The sequence below is a fragment of the Sphingopyxis terrae subsp. terrae NBRC 15098 genome (genome assembly GCF_001598815.1).
Classification (GTDB): domain Bacteria; phylum Pseudomonadota; class Alphaproteobacteria; order Sphingomonadales; family Sphingomonadaceae; genus Sphingopyxis; species Sphingopyxis terrae.
Genome location: NZ_BCZQ01000012.1, coordinates 141,351 through 159,382, shown reverse-complemented (window position 1 = coordinate 159,382; position 18,032 = coordinate 141,351). Strand labels below are relative to the sequence as shown.

At 65.5% G+C, this 18,032-nt stretch carries 20 protein-coding genes, 1 tRNA gene and 1 other RNA gene; 7 read left to right on the top strand and 15 right to left on the bottom strand.

All coding sequences use genetic code 11. From position 1 onward, the window contains the following. Positions 1-24 precede the first annotated feature (24 nt). The 13 genes from STE01S_RS08160 to STE01S_RS08100 form a co-directional block, all read right to left on the bottom strand. Positions 25-1,329, bottom strand: a complete 1,305-nt coding sequence (locus STE01S_RS08160; RefSeq protein WP_040590107.1) for a sensor histidine kinase — start codon at positions 1,327-1,329, stop codon at positions 25-27. Positions 1,330-1,433: 104 nt separating this feature from the next. Beyond that, positions 1,434-2,099, bottom strand: a complete 666-nt coding sequence (locus tag STE01S_RS08155; protein WP_003044440.1) for a response regulator transcription factor — start codon at positions 2,097-2,099, stop codon at positions 1,434-1,436. 100 nt (positions 2,100-2,199) lie between these two features. Beyond that, positions 2,200-2,514 (bottom strand): PepSY domain-containing protein, encoded by a 315-nt coding sequence (locus STE01S_RS08150; protein WP_062766756.1) that lies wholly within the window; start codon positions 2,512-2,514, stop codon positions 2,200-2,202. A gap of 97 nt (positions 2,515-2,611) precedes the next feature. After that, a tRNA-Val gene (locus tag STE01S_RS08145) sits at positions 2,612-2,686 on the bottom strand. 162 nt (positions 2,687-2,848) lie between these two features. Continuing rightward, on the bottom strand, positions 2,849-3,121 hold the full coding sequence (locus STE01S_RS08140) for an HU family DNA-binding protein (RefSeq protein ID WP_003044445.1): 273 nt from the start codon (positions 3,119-3,121) through the stop codon (positions 2,849-2,851). Between the two features lie 171 nt (positions 3,122-3,292). Beyond that, the gene (gene lon / locus STE01S_RS08135; RefSeq protein ID WP_062766753.1) at positions 3,293-5,689 is read right to left on the bottom strand and encodes an endopeptidase La; all 2,397 of its coding nucleotides are present in this window, start codon (positions 5,687-5,689) and stop codon (positions 3,293-3,295) included. Between the two features lie 256 nt (positions 5,690-5,945). Beyond that, positions 5,946-6,281, bottom strand: a complete 336-nt coding sequence (locus tag STE01S_RS08130; RefSeq protein ID WP_003044450.1) for a YbaB/EbfC family nucleoid-associated protein — start codon at positions 6,279-6,281, stop codon at positions 5,946-5,948. Then, positions 6,278-8,011, bottom strand: a complete 1,734-nt coding sequence (locus STE01S_RS08125; protein ID WP_409371972.1) for a DNA polymerase III subunit gamma/tau — start codon at positions 8,009-8,011, stop codon at positions 6,278-6,280. Before STE01S_RS08125 ends, STE01S_RS08130 begins: the two co-directional genes overlap by 4 nt. A 59-nt stretch (positions 8,012-8,070) precedes the next feature. Next, positions 8,071-9,117, bottom strand: a complete 1,047-nt coding sequence (locus STE01S_RS08120) for a hypothetical protein (RefSeq protein WP_162928233.1) — start codon at positions 9,115-9,117, stop codon at positions 8,071-8,073. An 82-nt stretch (positions 9,118-9,199) separates the two neighbouring features. Continuing rightward, an RNA gene (gene ffs / locus STE01S_RS08115) (signal recognition particle sRNA small type) lies at positions 9,200-9,297 on the bottom strand. A gap of 41 nt (positions 9,298-9,338) precedes the next feature. After that, positions 9,339-10,247 (bottom strand): class A beta-lactamase, encoded by a 909-nt coding sequence (gene bla, locus STE01S_RS08110; protein WP_062766747.1) that lies wholly within the window; start codon positions 10,245-10,247, stop codon positions 9,339-9,341. Beyond that, entirely contained in the window at positions 10,247-10,585 is a 339-nt protein-coding gene (locus tag STE01S_RS08105; protein ID WP_120694163.1) for a 2Fe-2S iron-sulfur cluster-binding protein, read from the bottom strand. The genes bla and STE01S_RS08105 overlap by 1 nt, the downstream gene beginning before the upstream one ends. Next, a complete protein-coding gene (locus tag STE01S_RS08100; RefSeq protein WP_062766744.1) occupies positions 10,582-11,667 on the bottom strand; it encodes a cysteine desulfurase family protein in 1,086 nt (361 codons plus the stop codon). Before STE01S_RS08100 ends, STE01S_RS08105 begins: the two co-directional genes overlap by 4 nt. A 211-nt stretch (positions 11,668-11,878) precedes the next feature. On the opposite strand from STE01S_RS08100, the gene STE01S_RS08095 reads away from it, so the two are divergent. Then, on the top strand, positions 11,879-12,535 hold the full coding sequence (locus STE01S_RS08095; RefSeq protein ID WP_003044467.1) for an alpha/beta hydrolase: 657 nt from the start codon (positions 11,879-11,881) through the stop codon (positions 12,533-12,535). A 148-nt stretch (positions 12,536-12,683) separates the two neighbouring features. Here STE01S_RS08095 and STE01S_RS20340 read toward each other — a convergent pair whose 3' ends face one another. Then, the gene (locus STE01S_RS20340) at positions 12,684-12,848 is read right to left on the bottom strand and encodes a hypothetical protein (protein ID WP_003044469.1); all 165 of its coding nucleotides are present in this window, start codon (positions 12,846-12,848) and stop codon (positions 12,684-12,686) included. A 152-nt stretch (positions 12,849-13,000) separates the two neighbouring features. Between STE01S_RS20340 and rpiB the strand changes: the two genes are divergently transcribed. The 5 genes from rpiB to STE01S_RS21005 all read left to right on the top strand — a co-directional run bounded on the left by rpiB (position 13,001) and on the right by STE01S_RS21005 (position 16,711). Next, positions 13,001-13,453: a ribose 5-phosphate isomerase B gene (gene rpiB / locus STE01S_RS08090; protein ID WP_062766741.1), complete on the top strand. Its 453-nt coding sequence runs from the start codon at positions 13,001-13,003 to the stop codon at positions 13,451-13,453. Next, positions 13,450-14,757, top strand: coding sequence for a serine hydroxymethyltransferase (glyA, locus tag STE01S_RS08085; RefSeq protein WP_062766738.1), 1,308 nt, complete (start codon positions 13,450-13,452; stop codon positions 14,755-14,757). The genes rpiB and glyA overlap by 4 nt, the downstream gene beginning before the upstream one ends. Positions 14,758-14,762: 5 nt before the next feature. Beyond that, positions 14,763-14,981: a hypothetical protein gene (locus tag STE01S_RS08080; RefSeq protein WP_062766734.1), complete on the top strand. Its 219-nt coding sequence runs from the start codon at positions 14,763-14,765 to the stop codon at positions 14,979-14,981. A gap of 3 nt (positions 14,982-14,984) precedes the next feature. After that, a complete protein-coding gene (gene nrdR / locus STE01S_RS08075; protein ID WP_003044482.1) occupies positions 14,985-15,449 on the top strand; it encodes a transcriptional regulator NrdR in 465 nt (154 codons plus the stop codon). Between the two features lie 119 nt (positions 15,450-15,568). After that, positions 15,569-16,711: a TrmH family RNA methyltransferase gene (locus STE01S_RS21005; RefSeq protein ID WP_082813264.1), complete on the top strand. Its 1,143-nt coding sequence runs from the start codon at positions 15,569-15,571 to the stop codon at positions 16,709-16,711. Positions 16,712-16,861: 150 nt separating this feature from the next. Here the strand turns inward: STE01S_RS21005 and STE01S_RS08065 are convergent, their stop codons facing one another. After that, positions 16,862-17,170, bottom strand: coding sequence for a chorismate mutase (locus STE01S_RS08065; RefSeq protein WP_003044487.1), 309 nt, complete (start codon positions 17,168-17,170; stop codon positions 16,862-16,864). Positions 17,171-17,368: 198 nt separating this feature from the next. Here STE01S_RS08065 and rpsD point away from each other — a divergent pair, with 198 nt between their 5' ends. Next, positions 17,369-17,980 (top strand): 30S ribosomal protein S4, encoded by a 612-nt coding sequence (rpsD, locus tag STE01S_RS08060; protein WP_003044490.1) that lies wholly within the window; start codon positions 17,369-17,371, stop codon positions 17,978-17,980. The last annotated feature ends 52 nt before the right edge of the window (positions 17,981-18,032 follow it).

Here is an 18,032-nt window from a genome sequence, read left to right as displayed (position 1 = left end):
GGCCTTTTCTTTTGCGCGGCGCACCTAGCCGGCGGGCAGTTTGAGCCGTACGAGCGTCCCGCCAAGATCCTCGCTCTCTTCGAGCGCGACGCTGCCGCCATAGATTTCAGCAACGTCGCGGACGATGGCGAGGCCAAGCCCCGTCCCCGGCTTGCCGCTGTCGAGCCGGACGCCGCGGTCGAAGATACGCTGACGGTCGGCGGGCGAAATGCCGGGGCCGTCGTCCTCGATCAATATCTCGGCCATGCCGCCCGCGCGCTGCACGGTCACGAAAACGCTCCCGCCGCCATATTTGGCCGCATTTTCGAGCAGGTTTCCGATCAATTCGTCCAGATCCTGCCGCTCGACGCGCGCCACCAGCGTCTTGTCGCCCGCCTCGTCGAAACGCACGTCGGGATGGAGGCGGGTCAGCGCGCGCAGCACGCTGTCGACGCTGTCCCAGACAACGGCGCGCGCCTGCGCCGCCCCGCGGCGCCCGACCGCCCGCGCGCGCGCCAGATGATGATCGACCTGCCGCCGCATCGTCGCCGCCTCGCGCCGGATCGTTTCCGCAAGTTCGCTGTCCGACCCCGCGGCGCTGTTGAGCAGCACGGTCAGCGGCGTCTTGAGCGCATGCGCCAGATTGCCGGCGTGCAGCCGCGCCTCCTCTGCCTGCTTTTCGTTATGCGCGAGCAGCGCGTTCAATTCCTCGACCATCGGCTGCACCTCCAGCGGCAGCGGCGCGATGACGCGGCGGTTTTCACCGCCGCGCATCGCTGCGATCGCGCGCCGGATGTGGCGCAGCGGCCAGAGGCCGTAAAAGGTCTGCAGCGCGGCCAGAACGATCAGCCCGACGCCAAGCAGCCCCAGGCTGGGAATCAGCGTCGCGCGCACCGCGCGGATTTGCTCGTCGAGTGCCTGACGCGACTGTGCGATCTGGAAACGCCAGTTGGTCTTGCTGCCCGGAAGGATGACGTTGCGCTCCAATATGCGCAGCTGTTCGTCGGGAAACTGCGTGCTGTCATAGGTATGAAGCCCGGTATCGACGTGCGGCTTGGGCGATTTGAGCGTGCGCTCCCACAGCGAGCGCGAGCGATAGGGCTCCTGCCCGCCGCCGCTGATCTGCCAATAAAGGCCGCTATAGGGTTCGAGGAAGCGCTGGTCGCCGAGTGGCTCGATCAGCCGCACCTCGCCATCGGGGCCGATCTCCGACGAGCGGATCATCGCGATCAGCACATATTCGAGGCTCGAATCGAAGTTGCGCGTGATCGCGCCGGTCAGCACCCGGTCGAGCGCGAAGCCGCCGCCGATCAGCAGCACCGAAATCCACAGCGCCGCAATCGCAATCATGCGCCGCGCGAGCGAGCCTGTCGTGAGGCTCGCCAGCGCGGCCGGCTCCGTGCGGGTTTCGGGGCCGGGCGCGATCGGCGAGGCGGCGTCGGCCTCGGCCATGATCAGCCCTGCGGATCGTCGAGCTGATATCCGAGGCCGCGGATTGTCGTGATGATGTCGGCGCCCAGTTTCTTGCGGATGCGGGTGACGAACACCTCGATCGTGTTCGAATCGCGATCGAAATCCTGATCGTAGATATGCTCGATCAGTTCGGTGCGCGACACGACCTTGCCCTTGTGGTGCAGCAGATAGGACAGGAGTTTATATTCCTGCGCGGTCAGCTTGACCGGCTCGCCATCGAGCGTGACGCGGCCCGAGCGCGTGTCGAGCCGCACCTTGCCCGCGATCAACTCGCTCGACGCATTGCCAGAGGCGCGGCGGATCAGCGCGCGCAGACGAGCGATCAATTCCTCGGTCTGGAACGGCTTGGCGAGATAATCGTCGGCACCCGCGTCGAGCCCGGCGACCTTGTCCGACCAGCTGTCGCGCGCGGTCAGCACGAGAACGGGAAAGTTGCGCTTTTCGCGGCGCCAGCGATCGAGCACGGTCAGCCCGTCGACTTCGGGCAGGCCGAGGTCGAGGATCGCGGCGTCATAATCTTCGGTCGAGCCCAGGAAGTGCCCGTCTTCGCCATCGGTCGCGAGGTCGACGGCATAGCCGTTCCCCTCCAGCGTCGCCTTGAGCTGCGGACCCAGCGTGGGTTCGTCTTCGACAATCAAAATCCGCATTCAGGCACCTTTCGTCTGCGAACCCGCCGGACAGGGCGGGCCGAACGCCTCTCTACCAAGACGCAACGATCATCGCAAAATGTCGTTGCAGCGAAAAATGTCAGGGTCTGCGGCCGACGATCCGGCCGGTGCGCGCGTCGACATAGACGATCACCACCTGGCTGCCGTCCATGAACTTGAGGGCATAGACCATCTGGCGCGCATCGAACTGCGGGCCGCCGAGATAGGTCATATTGCTGTAGGGCGCGCGCGAACGGACATCGGCGATCAGGCGGTTGAGCGGGATTACCTGCCCCTGCGCCGCCGCTTCGCGCAAATTGTCCTGATCGCGGTCGCGATCGCCGCGCGCAGCCGCAGGACCGGCTGAAGCAAGCAGCAGTGCCGAGGCAATCGAGAAGGTCAGGGTGCGGATCATGCCGGGAGATTTAGCCCCTATGCATTGAATAGGCGATGAATGGCCCCGTCAGCCGATGTTTTACAATGCGACGGCCACCGACCGGTCAACCCGGCGATGGTGGGCGCGACAGGGATTGAACCTGTGACCCCACCCGTGTGAAGGGTGTGCTCTACCGCTGAGCTACGCGCCCGTCCCGGACCGAAGCGGCTGCGCCGCGTCCGAAAGCGGGTCGTCCATAACCGCTCGCGCCGCGATTGCAACGCCGATTTGCGACTCGGCACCCCCGAAATGCAAATCGGGCCGCAGCTTGCGCCACGGCCCGAGATGTTTCTTCGTCAAGAAGCGCCAGCGATTAGTTGACGGCGTCCTTGAGGGCCTTGCCGGCCTTGAACTTCGGCTGGTTCGACGCCGCGATGGTCATCGTTTCGCCGGTGCGCGGGTTACGGCCGGTCGACGCCTTGCGCTTGCTGACCGCGAAGGTGCCGAAGCCGACGAGACGGACTTCGCCGCCCTTCTTCAGCGCGCCGGTGATCGAATCGAACACAGCTTCGACAGCCTTGCTCGCATCGCCCTTGGTGAGGCCGCTCGAGTCAGCGACGGCGGCGATCAGGTCTTGTTTGTTCATGCCTAAGGAACCCCTGTGTGTGGTTGTTGAATGATTCTCATGGCCCGAAGCCATGGCGCGCCACTAACGATGTTTCGCCCCGCCTTGTCAAAGCAAAAAGCGGCGCGAAACCGGCCAAAATGCCGATTTTGCGATGAAAAGGCCCTTGCGGAAGCCCCGTCGGCGGTCCGGTCAGTGCCGAATCGCCGATTCGGGGTCTCCACCCGCCGAAATCGGCGGTGAAGCGGCCAATTCGTCGGCTTCGGTCCATTCGATCGGCTCGACAGGGCTGACCAGCGCCTCGGCGAGCACCTGATCGACATGACTCACCGGAATGATCTTCAGCGCCGCGGTAATGTTCGCCGGAATCTCGACCAGGTCCTTTTCATTCTCTTCGGGAATGAAAACGGTCGTGATGCCGCCCCTCAGAGCCGCAAGCAGCTTTTCCTTGAGGCCCCCGATCGCCAGCACGCGGCCACGCAGCGTAACCTCGCCGGTCATCGCAACGTCCTTGCGCACCGCGATGCCGGTCAGCGTCGACACCATCGCCGTGACCATGCCCACGCCGGCCGAGGGCCCGTCCTTGGGCACCGCGCCTTCGGGCAGGTGGATGTGGATGTCCTTGCGCGCGAACAGGCTGGGCTTGATGCCATAGGCGGGCGCCCGCGCCTTGACGAAGGACAGCGCGGCCTGCACCGACTCGGTCATCACCTCGCCCAGCTTGCCGGTGGTGCGTACTTGCCCCTTGCCCGCCGCAGTGACGGCTTCGATCGTCAACAGTTCGCCGCCGACCTCGGTCCAGGCAAGGCCGGTAACCGCGCCCACCTGATCCTCGCGGTCCGAAACGCCGTGGCGAAATTTGCGCACGCCCGCAAATTCGGAGAGGTTTTCGGGCGTCACCACGACGCTTTCCGCCTTCCCTTCGAGGATCTTGCGCAGCGCCTTGCGCGCCAGACGCGCAATCTCGCGCTCGAGCGTACGGACGCCCGCCTCGCGGGTATAATAGCGGATCAGGTCGCGCAGGCCCTCGTCGGTCAGTTCGAACTCGCCGGCCTTCAGGCCGTGCGCCTCGATCTGCTTGGCGATCAGGTGGCGCTTCGCAATCTCGACCTTCTCATCCTCGGTATAGCCTTCGAGCCGGATGATCTCCATGCGATCGAGCAGCGGCTGCGGCAGGTTGAGCGAGTTGGCGGTGGTCACGAACATGATGTCCGAAAGGTCGACGTCGACCTCCAGATAATGGTCCTGGAACTTCGCATTCTGCTCGGGGTCGAGCACCTCGAGCAGCGCCGATGCCGGATCGCCGCGGAAATCCTGGCCCAGCTTGTCGATTTCGTCGAGCAGGAACAGCGGGTTCATCGTGCCGGCCTTTTTGAGGTTGGTCACGATCTTGCCCGGCAGCGAGCCGATATAGGTGCGGCGGTGACCGCGGATTTCGGCCTCGTCGCGCACGCCGCCGAGCGACTGGCGCACGAACTCGCGGCCCGTCGCCTTGGCGATGCTGCGGCCGAGCGAGGTCTTGCCGACGCCCGGAGGACCGACGAGGCACAGGATCGGCCCCTTCAGCTTGTTGGTGCGTGCCTGCACTGCCAGATATTCGACGATCCGGTCCTTGACCTTTTCGAGCGCGAAATGATCGGCGTCGAGGACGTCCTGCGCCTTCGCGATGTCCTTTTTCAGCTTCGACTTCTTGCCCCAAGGCAGGCCGATCAGCGTGTCGAGATAGTTGCGCACGACGGTCGCCTCGGCCGACATCGGCGCCATCGCACGCAGCTTCTTGAGCTCGGCGTTCGCCTTGGCCTTGGCTTCCTTCGACATCTTCAGGCTGTCGATCTTGGCCTGCAGTTCCGCGAGATCGTCGCCGCCCTCGCCATTGTCGTTGCCGAGTTCGCGCTGGATCGCCTTCAACTGTTCGTTGAGATAATATTCGCGCTGGCTCTTTTCCATCTGGCGCTTCACGCGGCCGCGGATCTTCTTTTCGACCTGCAGCACGCCGAGCTCGCCTTCCATGAAGGCGAACACCATTTCGAGCCGCTTCGCAGGCGCATTCTCGACGAGCAGCGCCTGCTTGTCGGCGACCTTGATGTTGAGGTTGCCGGCAACCGAGTCGGCGAGGCGCGACGAATCGTCGATCTGCGACAGTTGCACCGCGGTTTCGGCCGGCATCTTCTTGTTGAGCTTGGCATAGCTTTCGAACTGGTCGACGACCGAGCGCATCAGCGCCGCGGTATCGACGCTATCGTCGACGGCATCGGCGATCGGTTCGACCGTTGCCATCACGGCCTTGCCGTCATCGTCGAGCGACTGAAGCTTGGCGCGCTGCTTGCCTTCGACCAGCACGCGGACGGTGCCGTCGGGTAGTTTGAGCAATTGCAGAACCGTCGCGATCACGCCGGTATCGTACAGATCGTCGCGGACGGGATCGTCCTCGCCCGGATCGAGCTGGGCGACGAGAAAAATTTCCTTATCGGCTTCCATCGCCGCTTCGAGCGCGGCGACCGAGCGATCGCGCCCGACGAACAGCGGCACGATCATGTGCGGAAAGACGACAATGTCCCGCAGGGGCAGAAGGGGAAAAGACTGGTTCATCAGGGCTCCTGGGCGGGCGCAAGACCGCGCGCCGCCCTTTTAATAGGGTGGTTATCGCTAATATGGCGTAACTTGGCGCGCATTCAATGACGGTGCGGTGAATGGGCATTTCTCGTCCCTGTGGCAAAGCCATGGGGAGCTGGCAGCCCGAAGGGCTGACGGAGGGGCCAATGACGCAATGTCGCCGCCCCTCCACCACCGCCTGCGGCGGCGGTCCCGCCTTCCCCATGGCTCCGCCACAGGGAGGATCAATTCGTCAAAACGGCAGCTTGAACCCGGGCGGCAGCGGCAGGCCGCTGGTCATCTTGCCCATTTCCTCGTTGCTCGCCTGATCGGCCTTTTCGCGCGCGTCATTGAACGCAGCGGCAAGCAGGTCTTCGAGCATCTGCTTTTCGGCGGGAACCATCAGGCTGTCGTCGATCGCGATCGCCTTGATCCGGCCCTTGGCGGTCGCGGTGATCCTGACCAGACCGCCGCCCGAAACGCCCTCGACCTCGACATTGTCGAGCTTCGCCTGCGCCTCCTGCATCTGGGCCTGCACCGTGGCAGCCGCTTCCTGCGCCGCCTTCATCATTTCTTCGATCGATTTCATGGGGCGGACTTATGGCGATTGTCGCCATCCTCGACAAGTCTTGCGTCGGGAAATGCCGCCAGAACGGCCTTTACCACGGGCAGTTCGCGGATTCGCGCATCATTGTCGGCCAGCTTCGCGGCGCGCATTTGCGCCAGGCTGGGCCGGCCTTCACCCTCGCCCGCGCGCACCGACCAGCGATTGCCCGTCGCAGCGAGCAGCGCGTCGGCCAGATCGCGGGCAAAGCCTTCGCCGAGCGCCGGAACGGGCGCGAACGTCAGCGTCCCCGGTTCGAGCGCGATCAGCCGCATATGGTCATAGACATCGACCGCTAGCCGGTGATTGCCCGTCGATTCGAGCAGCTGGTGAATCTGCGCGATGGTCAGCGCCGCGGGAGGCGGTGCTTCGGGTGCCTCGACCGCTGGCGGCGGCGTGTCGGCCGCAACCGACGCGCCGGGCGTATCGCCCGCGGGCGCTGCTTGCGGCGCTACAAGCGGCATCGCCGGAACGCCGCCCGATTCGAGCAGCTTCGCCAGTTCGCCCGGATCGGGCAGCGACGCAGCATAGATCACGCGCAGCAACAGCATTTCCAGATGCTCGAGCGGATTGTTCGCGCGCAGCACCTCGTCATGCCCCTTGAGCAGCAATTGCCACAGCCGGTTGAGCGGTGCGAAGCCCAGCTTCTGGGCCCAATCGCCGATGCGTTCGCGGTCGGCGGCGGCCAGCGCCGGATCGTCGTGGCGCGCCACCTTGGCCAGCGTCACCGCGTGCGTCAGGTCCATCAACCCGCGCACCATCGCGACCGGCTCGATCCCCAGCGCATATTGGGCGCGCGCAAGGTCGATCGCGGCGCCCGCATCGCCGCCAAGCACGGTCGCCATCAACTGCGCAATCGCCGTGCGGTCCGACAGACCCAGCATCGTGCGGACCTGGTCGGCCGAAATCCGCCCGCCGCCCGCGCCATCGGCTTCCAGATCGGCGTGGGCAATCGCCTGGTCGAGGATCGAAAGCCCGTCGCGCACCGATCCTTCGGCGGCATTGGCGATCAGCCAGATGGCAGGCGCCTCGGCCTCGACGCCCTCTTTCTGCAGGATCGAACTGAAATGCGCGAACAGCATGTCGGGCGTGATGCGCCGCAGGTCGAACCGCTGACAGCGCGACAGCACCGTCACCGGCACCTTGTTCACCTCGGTCGTGGCGAACAGGAATTTGACGTGCGGCGGCGGTTCTTCCAGCGTTTTCAGCAGCGCATTGAACGCGTTACGCGACAACATGTGCACTTCGTCGATGATATAGATCTTGTAGCGCGCCGACACCGCAGCATAGCGCACCGCCTCGATAATCTCGCGCACATCGTCGACGCCGGTGTTCGATGCGGCGTCCATCTCGATCACGTCGATATGACGCCCTTCGGTGATCGCGCGGCACGGCTCGCACACGCCGCACGGATCGATCGTGGGCCCGCCCTGCCCGTCGGGGCCGATGCAGTTGAGCGCCTTGGCGATCAATCGCGCGGTCGACGTCTTGCCGACCCCGCGCACCCCGGTCATCAGGAACGCATGCGCCAGCCGGTCGCGCGCGATCGCGTTGCCGAGCGTGCGGACCATCGCATCCTGCCCGATTAGTTCGGCAAAGGTCTGCGGCCGATATTTGCGGGCAAGGACGCGGTAAGGCCCGTTCGAGGGAGGCGCGGGCGCCGCCTCTGGCAAGTCCATGCCCAGCATCGGAGTGTCGTCGGCGGAATCGTCCATAGCCGGTCTTTAGGATGCGCCGCGCCGATTGTCGAAGGGTATGCGCGCGCCGCTACGCGTCAGGTCGCCGCGCCCAGAACCGCCTCCGCCATCAGCTTTACCGCCGCATCGGGATTCGCGCGCTGCTCGATCAGCCAGAGCATCTGCGCCGACGCGGTGATCGGATCGGCCACCGGCCCGTCGGCGCAGCCGGCAAGGTCGAAGGTCGGCGCCTTGTCGGCCGCCGGATGGACGCCGCTATTCTGGGCATAATCATAATATTCGCGCACCGGCAGGCACACGACGCGAGCGCTGTAGGGGCCGGCGGGAAAAGCGCCGCCCCGCGCCGTATGGCTTTGCGAGAAACTGTCCTGGATCAGATGCAGCAAAGCGCCGGCCGCGCGCTTGCGTGCGAGATCGGCTGCGGCATCGCCGGTCAATTCGCTGCATTTGGTCGACGCGACGGGATTGCGGCATTCGAGCGTGAACAGCGTATGCACGCGCCACGCCTTATAGCTTTTCCCGCCTTTGGTCCGGTCGTCGCAATAGGGAAAGCCGGGCGGCGCAAATGCCTCCGCAAGCGCCGGAGATTGGCTTCGGAAATAGGTGCAATATCCCGTCGTCGCATCAACGCCCTGCCCAGTTGCAATGGCAAAGGCCGCGCGCGTCCAGCCGAGAATCTTGGCGCGTGTTTCGGATGGCGCCTCGCCCGCCGTCGGGCGCATGGCGTGCAGGAATTGCAGCGCGCCATAATGGCTGTTGCACATCAGGCCGCCAAAGGGCTTGCCCGGCCCGACATGCTTCTTGCAGCGTTCGGCGCCAAGATTGACCGCAATCTTGCCGAGGCCCGTCGCACTGATCTGGCGCGTCGGATCGTCCGGCCAGCGGACGGCATCGGCGTAGACCGACCCGCCAATGTCGGTCGCGGCAAACTCGGCCGCGGTGCGGGGCAGCGGGCAATGGCTGGGCAAGGCACCGGCGGCGGCGGTAAGGCACCGCTCGGCCAGCGCGGTCAGCCGCTCGTGATTGGGCTGTTTCGGCTTGATTTCATACGCTGTCGAGCTCTGCGCCGCCCCCATGACGAGCAAGACCGCCGCGCCCAGTCCGGCCGGAACACCATATTTCATGCCCATCCTCCCCTGCTGCGGTGCGCAGGGTGTGCGAGCAATTGCGGGCGGTCAAGCCGCCGCTCGGTCGAAAATGGTGGAAATGGGTGGGAGCCGGAACGACCCGCAGCGAATTCGTTGCGGCTGCTTCCTTCCGGACCTGACCGGGTTAGCGAAGACTGCGTCCGCCCGACTCCCGGCGCGCATATGGCGGCGGCGGGCGCGAATTGCAAGCGGCGCGGCTATTCGGTGCGGTCGCCCGCCACCGCGCGCGCAACATCGGCGATGATCGCATTGGCGGCATCGCCCTTCAGCGCGGGGCGGTCGAGATAGACGGCGATCATATATTTGTCGCCGCCCGGCTCCTCGACGAACGCCACGTCATTATAAGCGGTGCCGCACGTCCCGGTCTTGTCGCCGACGTGCCAGGTTCGGGGCAGGCCGGCGCGGATGCGCGCAAGCCCGGTCTCGCTCTTGACCAGCCAGTCGCGCAGCATCGTGCGATAGGCGGGGTCGAGCTTGTCGCCGAAGATATAGGCGGCGGCGCTCTTCGCCATCGCTGCGGGGCTGGTGGTATCGCGCGGATCGCCCGGAATATTGGCGTTGAGGTCGGGCTCCACCCGGTCGAGCCGCGTCACCAGATCGCCGGTCGCCTGAACATGATCGGTGAAGGCGGTCGGCCCGCCGAAATGATCGAGCAGCAGATTGGCGGCGAGATTGTCGCTGAGCACCACGGCGTCCTCGGCGGCGAAGCCGATGCGATATTCACCCTTCCCCTCGGCATCGAGCAGGCGCTCGGCGCCCGGCGAGTGCGGCAGCAGATCGGCGCGCGTGAAGGCCAGCGGCGTGCGCAGCGACACGCCATTCTTCGCCGCGGTCAGCGTCTGCGCGGCGAGCAGCAGCTTGAAGGTCGAGCACATCGCAAAACGCTCGTCGGCGCGGTGCCCCACGATCAGCTTGCCGAACTGGTCGGTTACGGCGACACCCAGCCGGCCGCCGCTTTTCTTTTCCAGCGCATCGATCCGGTTCGCGACGCTCGCCTGCGCGCTGTCGCGGGCGCTGTTGGTCGCTGCGGGCGACGATGCGCACCCGGCCAGCGTGACGACGGCGGCGAGCGTCAGGGCAAGGCCCGCGGCGCGCCGGCGACACATCAGCGCGGCCCCTGCATGTTGCGGCTTTCGGACGGGATATGAACGGTCAGACCGTCGAGATCCTCGGTCAGTACGATCTGGCACGACAGGCGGCTGGTCCGGCGCACGCCGGCGGCAAGATCGAGCATATCCTCCTCCATCTCGCTGGCGGGCGGCAGGCGGCCAAAATCCTCCTTTGCGACGATGACATGGCAGGTCGAACAGGCCATCTGCCCCTCGCACGTGCCTTCCAGCGGCATCATATGCGCCTGCGCCACGTCGAGCAGGATCGAACCCGGTTCCGCGACGACTTCGGTGCGTCCCTTGCCATCGGCATGGATGAAGGTGACGCGCATCAATTCCCTCCCTGCAAGCGGACCGCATCCTTGATGGCATTCAACCCGTCGCGCAACGCCTGTTCGGACGTATAGCGTCCCCAACCGAGACGGATGGAGGCGCGCGCGTCGGCTTCGCTCATGCTCATCGCGCGCAGCACATGGCTGACCTTGCCCGATCCGCTGCCACAGGCGCTGCCCAGCGAAAAGGCGACGCCGCGCGCATCGGACATCAGCCGCAGCCCGTTGACCCCTTCGCGCCGGATATTGAGATTGCCGTGATAGCGCTGGCTTTCGGCGCCGTTGATCGTCCACTCGGGCAGCATGTCCATCGCGAGCGACCACAGGCGCTCGACATGCGCAGCGTCGACCTCCAGGCGGTCGGCCGCCAGCGCCGCCGCCCCACCGAACCCGGCACAGAGCGCGGGCGAGACGGTCCCCGATCGCAGCCCCTGTTCCTGCGCGCCGCCCAGCATCAGCGGCGGCAGATCGACGCCGTCGCGAATCCACAGCGCGCCGATGCCCTTGGGTCCGTGGATCTTGTGCGCCGATACGGCGATCAGGTCGGGACCTTCGGGAATCGCGATGCGGCCGAACCCCTGCACCGCATCGCACAGCAGCAGGCTGTTCTTCGCATGCGCCGCCGCGGCGAAATCGGCGACCGGCTGGATCGTCCCGACCTCGTTATTGACCAGCATTGTCGCGACGATGCCCCCTTGGGGGATCAGCGCCGCGTCGGGCGGCAGCGCCAGCCCCGCCGCATCGACCGGCAGGATCGCCGCGTCCAGCCGCTCGAGGCACTGGAGCGATGCGGCATGTTCGATGCTGAGCCCCGCAACCCCGCCGGGCATCGCGCGGGCACCGCAGAAGAGCGCCCAGTTCAGCGCCTCGGTTGCGCCCGACGTGAAGATGACGCGCCCCCCGCGCGGCAACAGCGCCGCCACCTGATCGCGCGCAACCTCGACCGCCGCCGCCGCCGCGCGCCCGGCCTTGTGCGTGCTCGCGGGGTTCGCAAAGCTGTCGCCGTCATCGCCAAGCCATCGCAGCATCGCCTCGCGCGCTTCGGGAGCGAGCGGGGTCGTGGCCTGATAATCGAGGTAGATCATTTGCGGCATTTGCCCGCTAATCGCGTTGGTGTCGAGCGACGCTCTCTCTTTCTCGTCGGATGACCAACGAGAGCAAGAATCGCCCTCTATTGCGAACGATTCGCAAAAGTTGCAAGTTGAGACCTATTTTCTATATAGGCGCCACCTTCGCTCCGCCACCCCGCCAACCGGCGATTCGGCCGCGAGCTCAAAAAAGATAAGAGGTGCTTCCATGCCCGACGTCATTTTCCCCGGCCCCGAGGGCCGCATCGAAGGTCGTTTCTCGCCCCCGCCGCGTCCGCGCGCACCGGTTGCGCTGATCCTCCACCCGCACCCGCAGGGTGGCGGCACGATGAACGACCGCATCACCCAGGCGATGTACAAGAGCTTTGTCGCGCGCGGCTTCGCCGTGCTGCGCTTCAACTTCCGCGGCGTCGGCCGCAGCCAGGGCACGTTCGACAATGGCATCGGCGAATTGTCCGATGCCGCCGCGGCGCTCGACTGGGTCCAGTCGATCCACCCCGAGGCGCAGACGACCTGGGTCGCCGGCTTCAGCTTCGGCGCCTGGATCGGTATGCAGCTTCTGATGCGGCGCCCTGAAATCCGCGGCTTCCTGTCGGTCGCGCCGCCGGCGAACATGTACGACTTCAGCTTCCTCGCGCCCTGCCCGTCGTCGGGTATCATCGTCGCGGGCGGCCAGGACGAAATCGTCCCGCCGGGCGCGATCCAGAAGCTCGTCGACAAGCTGCGCACCCAAAAGGGAATCACCATCCACCACGACGAGATTCCGCGCGCCAATCATTTCTTCGAACATGAACTCGATCAGCTGATGAAGTCGCTCGACAATTATCTCGACATGCGGCTTGCGCCCGATTCACCGATCCGCTGAGCTTCAAATCCTCCCTGTGGCGAAGCCATGGGGAGGTGGCAGCCTGAAGGGCTGACGGAGGGGCAAATAGCGCGACTCCGCCGCCCCTCCACCACTCGCTTCGCGAGCGGTCCCCCTCCCCATCGCTGCGCGACAGGGAGGACCGACATCATTTCACCGGAACCAGCCAGATCGCGACATTGGCGAACATGATCAGCGCCGCGACGATCATCAGCAGCGCGCGGCGGCGGTCGCCGCTGCGAAACACCATGACCGCGCCGACTAACAGCGCAATTGCACCCAGCATGACGATCGAAAGCAGCGTGTCGCCCATGCCCCGCGGTCTACGGGCGGCGGGCCGACCGGTCAAACCCGCTTTGTGACAAAATAGCGTCGAAAAAGCCGCTGCCGCTTATGGCCAATTCGCGGCGCTTCGCTTAAAGCGCGCTCATCCGATTCCCTCAACGCCCCAGCGGGAGACGCGCCGTGCGCATCGCCATTGCATCCGACCATGCCGCCACCGACCTGAAGGCGCTGCTCGCCGACTGGCTGCGCGGCGAAGGGCATGAGGTTGCCGACCTCGGCACCCATGGTCCCGAGAGCGTCGATTACCCCGATTATGGCTACCGCCTCGCCGATGCGGTCGCCAATGGCAGCGCCGACAAAGGCATTGCGCTGTGCGGGTCGGGCATTGGCATCTCGATCTCGGTCAACCGCAACCCCGCGTGCCGCTGCGCCCTGGTGTCCGAGCCGCTGTCGGCGAAGCTCGCCCGCGAACATAATGACGCGAACGTCATCGCGATGGGCGCGCGCCTGACCGGCATCGACATGGCCAAGGCCTGCGTCACCGCCTTCCTGACCACCGACTTCGCCGGCGACCGCCACGCGCGCCGCGTCGACAAGCTTTCCCACCCGCCCGTCCTGGAGAACAGCCAATGACCACCGACACGCTCGACAAGCCCATCAAATCGGCCGGCTATTTCACCGACGGCGTCGCCGCCACCGACCCTGCGGTCGCCGCGGCGATGAAGCATGAGCTGGAACGCGAACAATATCAGATCGAACTGATCGCTTCGGAAAACATCGTCTCCAAGGCGGTGCTCGAGGCGCAGGGGTCGGTCTTCACCAACAAATATGCCGAAGGCTATCCGGGGCGTCGCTATTATCAGGGCTGCGCGCCGTCGGATGAAGTCGAACAGCTCGCGATCGATCGCGCGAAGCAGCTTTTCGACTGCAACTTCGCGAACGTCCAGCCGCACTCGGGCGCGCAAGCGAACGGAGCGGTTATGCTCGCGCTGACCAAGCCCGGCGCCACGATCCTCGGCATGAGCCTCGACGCCGGCGGCCACCTGACCCACGGTGCGGCACCCGCCATGTCGGGCAAATGGTTCAACGCGGTGCAATATGGCGTGCGCGCTGACGACCATCTGGTCGATTTCGACCAGGTCGAGGCCTTGGCGAAGGAACATCGCCCCGCGCTCATCATCGCGGGCGGCTCGGCCTATCCGCGCACGCTCGACTTCGCGCGCTTCCGCGCTATCGCCGACGATGTCGGCGCGCTGCTGATGGTCGATATGGCGCATTTCGCGGGCCTCGTCGCCGGCGGCGCCCACCCCTCGCCGATGGAGCATGCGCATGTCGTCACCACGACGACGCACAAGACGCTGCGCGGCCCGCGCGGCGGCATGATCCTGACCAATGACGAGGCGATTGCGAAGCGCATCAACTCGGCGGTGTTCCCCGGCCTCCAGGGCGGCCCGCTGATGCACGTCATCGCCGCCAAGGCGGTCGCCTTTGGCGAGGCGCTGCGCCCCGAATTTAAGGACTATGCGAGAGCGACGATCGCCAACGCGCAGGCGCTCGCTAACCGGTTGAAAGCGCGCGGTGCCGATGTCGTCGCGGGCGGCACCGACACGCATCTGGCGCTCATTGACCTGCGTCCGCTCGGCATCACCGGCCGCGACGCCGACGAAGCGCTCGAACGCTCGGCGATCACCTGCAACAAGAATGGCGTGCCCTTCGATCCGCTGCCGCCGGTCAAGACCAGCGGCATCCGCGTCGGATCGCCCGCGGGCACGACGCGCGGCTTCGGCATCGCCGAGTTCGAGGAAATCGGCGACATGGTCGCCGACGTGCTCGAAGCGCTGCGCGACAAGGGCGAGCATGGCGATGCCGATGTCGAGGCGAATGTCCGCGGCCGCGTCCGCACGCTGTGCGAACGCTTCCCCATCTATCAGGGATAAGGGCGATGGCGCGGCAGCACCCCGAAGAACCGACGCTGGTCGAACTGACGATCGAAGAGGTTAAGGCGATGGGCAAGCAGGGGATCGATCATCCCTCGACGCGGCCGGTCATCACCGGCGGCGTCGTCGGCGCGATCGCGGGTGCGGTGCTGCCCGTCGTGACCTGGCCGGTCGGCCTGTTCGCGGGCGCGGCGATCGCGCTCTATACGCGGGTGAAGCGCTAACCCATGCGCTGCCCCTATTGCGGACATGAAGACAGCCAGGTGAAGGACAGCCGTCCGACCGAGGACGGCGCCGCCATCCGCCGCCGCCGCCAGTGCGAGGATTGCGGCGCGCGCTTCACCACCTTCGAGCGGATTCAGTTGCGCGAAGTTGCCGTCCTCAAGGCCGACGGCCGCCGCGAACCCTTCGACCGCGAAAAGCTGATGCGCAGCGTCCAGATCGCATGCCGCAAACGCCCGATCGACGGCGCGCGGATTGAACGGCTGGTGTCGGGCATCCAGCGCCAGCTCGAAACCTCGGGCGATAACGAGGTTCAGGCGACGCAGATCGGCGCGATGGTGATGGAAGCGCTCAAGGGCTTCGACAATGTCGCCTATATCCGCTTCGCCAGCGTCTATCGCGACTTCACCGAAGCCCGGGATTTCGAGGAATTCGCCTCGTCGATCACCGAGGCGGCGAAGAAGGGCTGAAGATTGGGCTGGCTTACAACATCCGTTTGTCCTGAGGAGGGGCTGAGCCTGTCGAAGTCCCGTCTCGAAGGGCCCGCCCGGTGCAGCCGTTCGAAAGGCCCAATCGACAGGCCTCTCTCGTGACTTTCTGGGCCTACATGCTGCGCTGCCGCGACGGCAGCTACTATGTTGGACATACCGATCAACTCGAACATCGCATCGGACAACATCAGTCGGGTGAGGTGCCGGGTTATACGCAAAAGCGACTTCCGGTGAAGCTGGTATGGAGCGCGGAATTTCCAACCCGGATCGAGGCACTCGAAGCGGAACAGCAAATAAAGGGCTGGTCGCGAGCGAAGAAGGAAGCGTTGATCCGCGAAGGTTGGCCAGCCATTCGCAGACTGGCGAGCCGGGCGAAAATCCTTCGAGACGGAGCGGAGCCTTCGACAAGCTCAGTCTCTGCTCCTCCTCAGGACGAACGGAGCTTTTCACCATCTCTTCGCCCTGAGGAGCGACCGAGCCCCGACGAGGGCGCGCCTCGAGAGGCAGCCCCTCCCCCCGTCATCGTCCTCGTGCGCCCCCAACTTGGCGAGAATATCGGCAAGGCCGCGCGCGCGATGCTCAATTTCGGGTTGACCGAACTGCGCCTCGTCGCGCCGCGCGACGGCTGGCCGAACCCCGATGCAGGGCCTGCCGCATCGGGGGCCGACGTGGTGCTGGCCGATGCCGCGGTGTTCGATACGCTGGCCGAGGCGGTGGCCGACTGCACCCACATCTATGCGACGACAGTGCGCAAGCGCGGCGTCACCAAGCCGGTCCTGACCCCCGAAGCCGCTGCGAAGGCGGTTCACGCGACCGCTGGCCGTTCGGCCTATGTCTTCGGTCCCGAACGGTCGGGGCTCGAAACCGACGATGTCGCGCTCGCCCACAGCATCGTCACCGTGCCGATCAACCCCGAATTCGGATCGCTGAACCTTGCGCAAGCGGTGATCCTGCTCGCCTATGAATGGTCGAAAGGGGTCGCGCTCGCCAGCCCGCCCGAAGTCCCGCTCGATCCGCCGGCCGATCATGCCGAGTTCGAACAGCTGATCGAGCATCTGAACCGCGACCTCGACGCGGCGGGCTATTTCTTTCCGCCCGAACGCACCGAGGCCACGCTACGCACCATCCGTACCGCGATCACCAAGACCGGCTGGTCCTATAATGATATCCGGATGATGCACGGCATCATCACGATGCTGGGCCGAAAGCCCAGAACGGCACGCGACAGCGACGAAAGTTAAACCGGACCGTCGAGATAGTCCGTTTCCCCGAGCGAAGCCGAGGGGCCACGCCGAGCGAAAGCGAGGCAGCGATGGTGCGGATTCTCGGCTTCGCTCGAATAAGCCCCTCGGCTTCGCTCGGGGACGCGGATCATATCAATCCACGTTACCCTAGCGGCGAATCCCGTCCCAGCGCACCAGTTCGTGCGCGATCGACTGTTCGACCAGTTCGTTCCACACCGCGCGGATACGCTGCGGGTCGAGGCCCGCGCTTTCGGCCTCGCGCGCAACATTGTCGAGCACCTGCGCCTTGCGCGGCTCGTCGCGAACGGCGCTGCGCTCGGCCTTGATCCGCGCCGCTGCGTCCATATAGCCGAACCGGCGTACCAGCAGCGCGACAAGCTCGCGGTCGACCTGATCAACGCCGGCGCGCACGTCGGCCATGGTTTCGCATTGGTCGGGAAGTTTGGCAGAGGTCATGCGCGCTGCCTTTAGCGCCTTTTTGCGCGCCGTCCAGCGTCCGGCACGACTTGACTCGGCCGCGCCTACCGTCTAACCGCGCGCCTTCGCAAATTGACCCCGCACCCCGGTGAAGCGGCGGTCGCACAGGACATCGTTCCTGTGGTGCGATCCGGGACCCGCCGAAATCCTTCGGCACACAGCAAATTGGAGACGCAAATGTCGAAGCGCCAGAGCGCCAAGTATAAACTCGACCGCCGGATGGGCGAAAACATCTGGGGTCGCCCGAAGAGCCCGGTCAACCGCCGCGAATATGGCCCCGGCCAGCACGGTCAGCGCCGCAAGGGCAAGATGTCGGACTTCGGCATCCAGCTCCGCGCCAAGCAGAAGCTCAAGGGCTATTACGGCGACATCACCGAAAAGCAGTTCAAGAAGAACTATATCGAAGCCGCGCGTATGAAGGGCGACACCGGCCAGAATCTGATCGGCCTGCTCGAACGCCGCCTCGACGCGCTCGTCTATCGCGCCAAGTTCGCGCCGACGATCTTCTCGGCGCGTCAGCTCGTCAGCCACGGTCACGTCTATGTGAACGGCGTGAAGTGCAACATCGCGAGCCGCCTCGTGAAGCCGGGCGACGAAGTCACCCTTGGCAAGAAGGCGCAGGAAATGGCGCTGGTCGCCGAAGCGCAGAGCCTGCCCGAGCGCGATCTGCCCGAATATCTGGCGCTCGACGGCACCAAGGCGACCTTCGTGCGCGTGCCGACGCTCGACGAAGTGCCCTATCCGGTGAAGATGGAGCCCAATCTGGTCGTCGAATTCTATTCGCGCTGATCCGGTTTCCACCGAAGCGACATCAAGGGGGCGGTCCGAAAGGGCCGCCCTT

Coding starts and splice junctions, on each gene's coding strand:
- bla (WP_062766747.1), bottom strand. CDS start 10,247: ATGTGTCGCCGGCGCGCCGCGGGCCTTGCCCTGACGCTCGCCGCCGTC.
- STE01S_RS08160 (WP_040590107.1), bottom strand. CDS start 1,329: ATGATTGCGATTGCGGCGCTGTGGATTTCGGTGCTGCTGATCGGCGGC.
- STE01S_RS08080 (WP_062766734.1), top strand. CDS start 14,763: ATGGCGCGGCAGCACCCCGAAGAACCGACGCTGGTCGAACTGACGATC.
- glyA (WP_062766738.1), top strand. CDS start 13,450: ATGACCACCGACACGCTCGACAAGCCCATCAAATCGGCCGGCTATTTC.
- rpsD (WP_003044490.1), top strand. CDS start 17,369: ATGTCGAAGCGCCAGAGCGCCAAGTATAAACTCGACCGCCGGATGGGC.
- STE01S_RS20340 (WP_003044469.1), bottom strand. CDS start 12,848: ATGGGCGACACGCTGCTTTCGATCGTCATGCTGGGTGCAATTGCGCTG.
- STE01S_RS08100 (WP_062766744.1), bottom strand. CDS start 11,667: ATGATCTACCTCGATTATCAGGCCACGACCCCGCTCGCTCCCGAAGCG.
- STE01S_RS08065 (WP_003044487.1), bottom strand. CDS start 17,170: ATGACCTCTGCCAAACTTCCCGACCAATGCGAAACCATGGCCGACGTG.
- STE01S_RS08155 (WP_003044440.1), bottom strand. CDS start 2,099: ATGCGGATTTTGATTGTCGAAGACGAACCCACGCTGGGTCCGCAGCTC.
- nrdR (WP_003044482.1), top strand. CDS start 14,985: ATGCGCTGCCCCTATTGCGGACATGAAGACAGCCAGGTGAAGGACAGC.
- STE01S_RS08150 (WP_062766756.1), bottom strand. CDS start 2,514: ATGATCCGCACCCTGACCTTCTCGATTGCCTCGGCACTGCTGCTTGCT.
- STE01S_RS08095 (WP_003044467.1), top strand. CDS start 11,879: ATGCCCGACGTCATTTTCCCCGGCCCCGAGGGCCGCATCGAAGGTCGT.
- STE01S_RS08140 (WP_003044445.1), bottom strand. CDS start 3,121: ATGAACAAACAAGACCTGATCGCCGCCGTCGCTGACTCGAGCGGCCTC.
- lon (WP_062766753.1), bottom strand. CDS start 5,689: ATGAACCAGTCTTTTCCCCTTCTGCCCCTGCGGGACATTGTCGTCTTT.
- STE01S_RS08125 (WP_409371972.1), bottom strand. CDS start 8,011: ATGGACGATTCCGCCGACGACACTCCGATGCTGGGCATGGACTTGCCA.
- STE01S_RS08120 (WP_162928233.1), bottom strand. CDS start 9,117: ATGAAATATGGTGTTCCGGCCGGACTGGGCGCGGCGGTCTTGCTCGTC.
- STE01S_RS08130 (WP_003044450.1), bottom strand. CDS start 6,281: ATGAAATCGATCGAAGAAATGATGAAGGCGGCGCAGGAAGCGGCTGCC.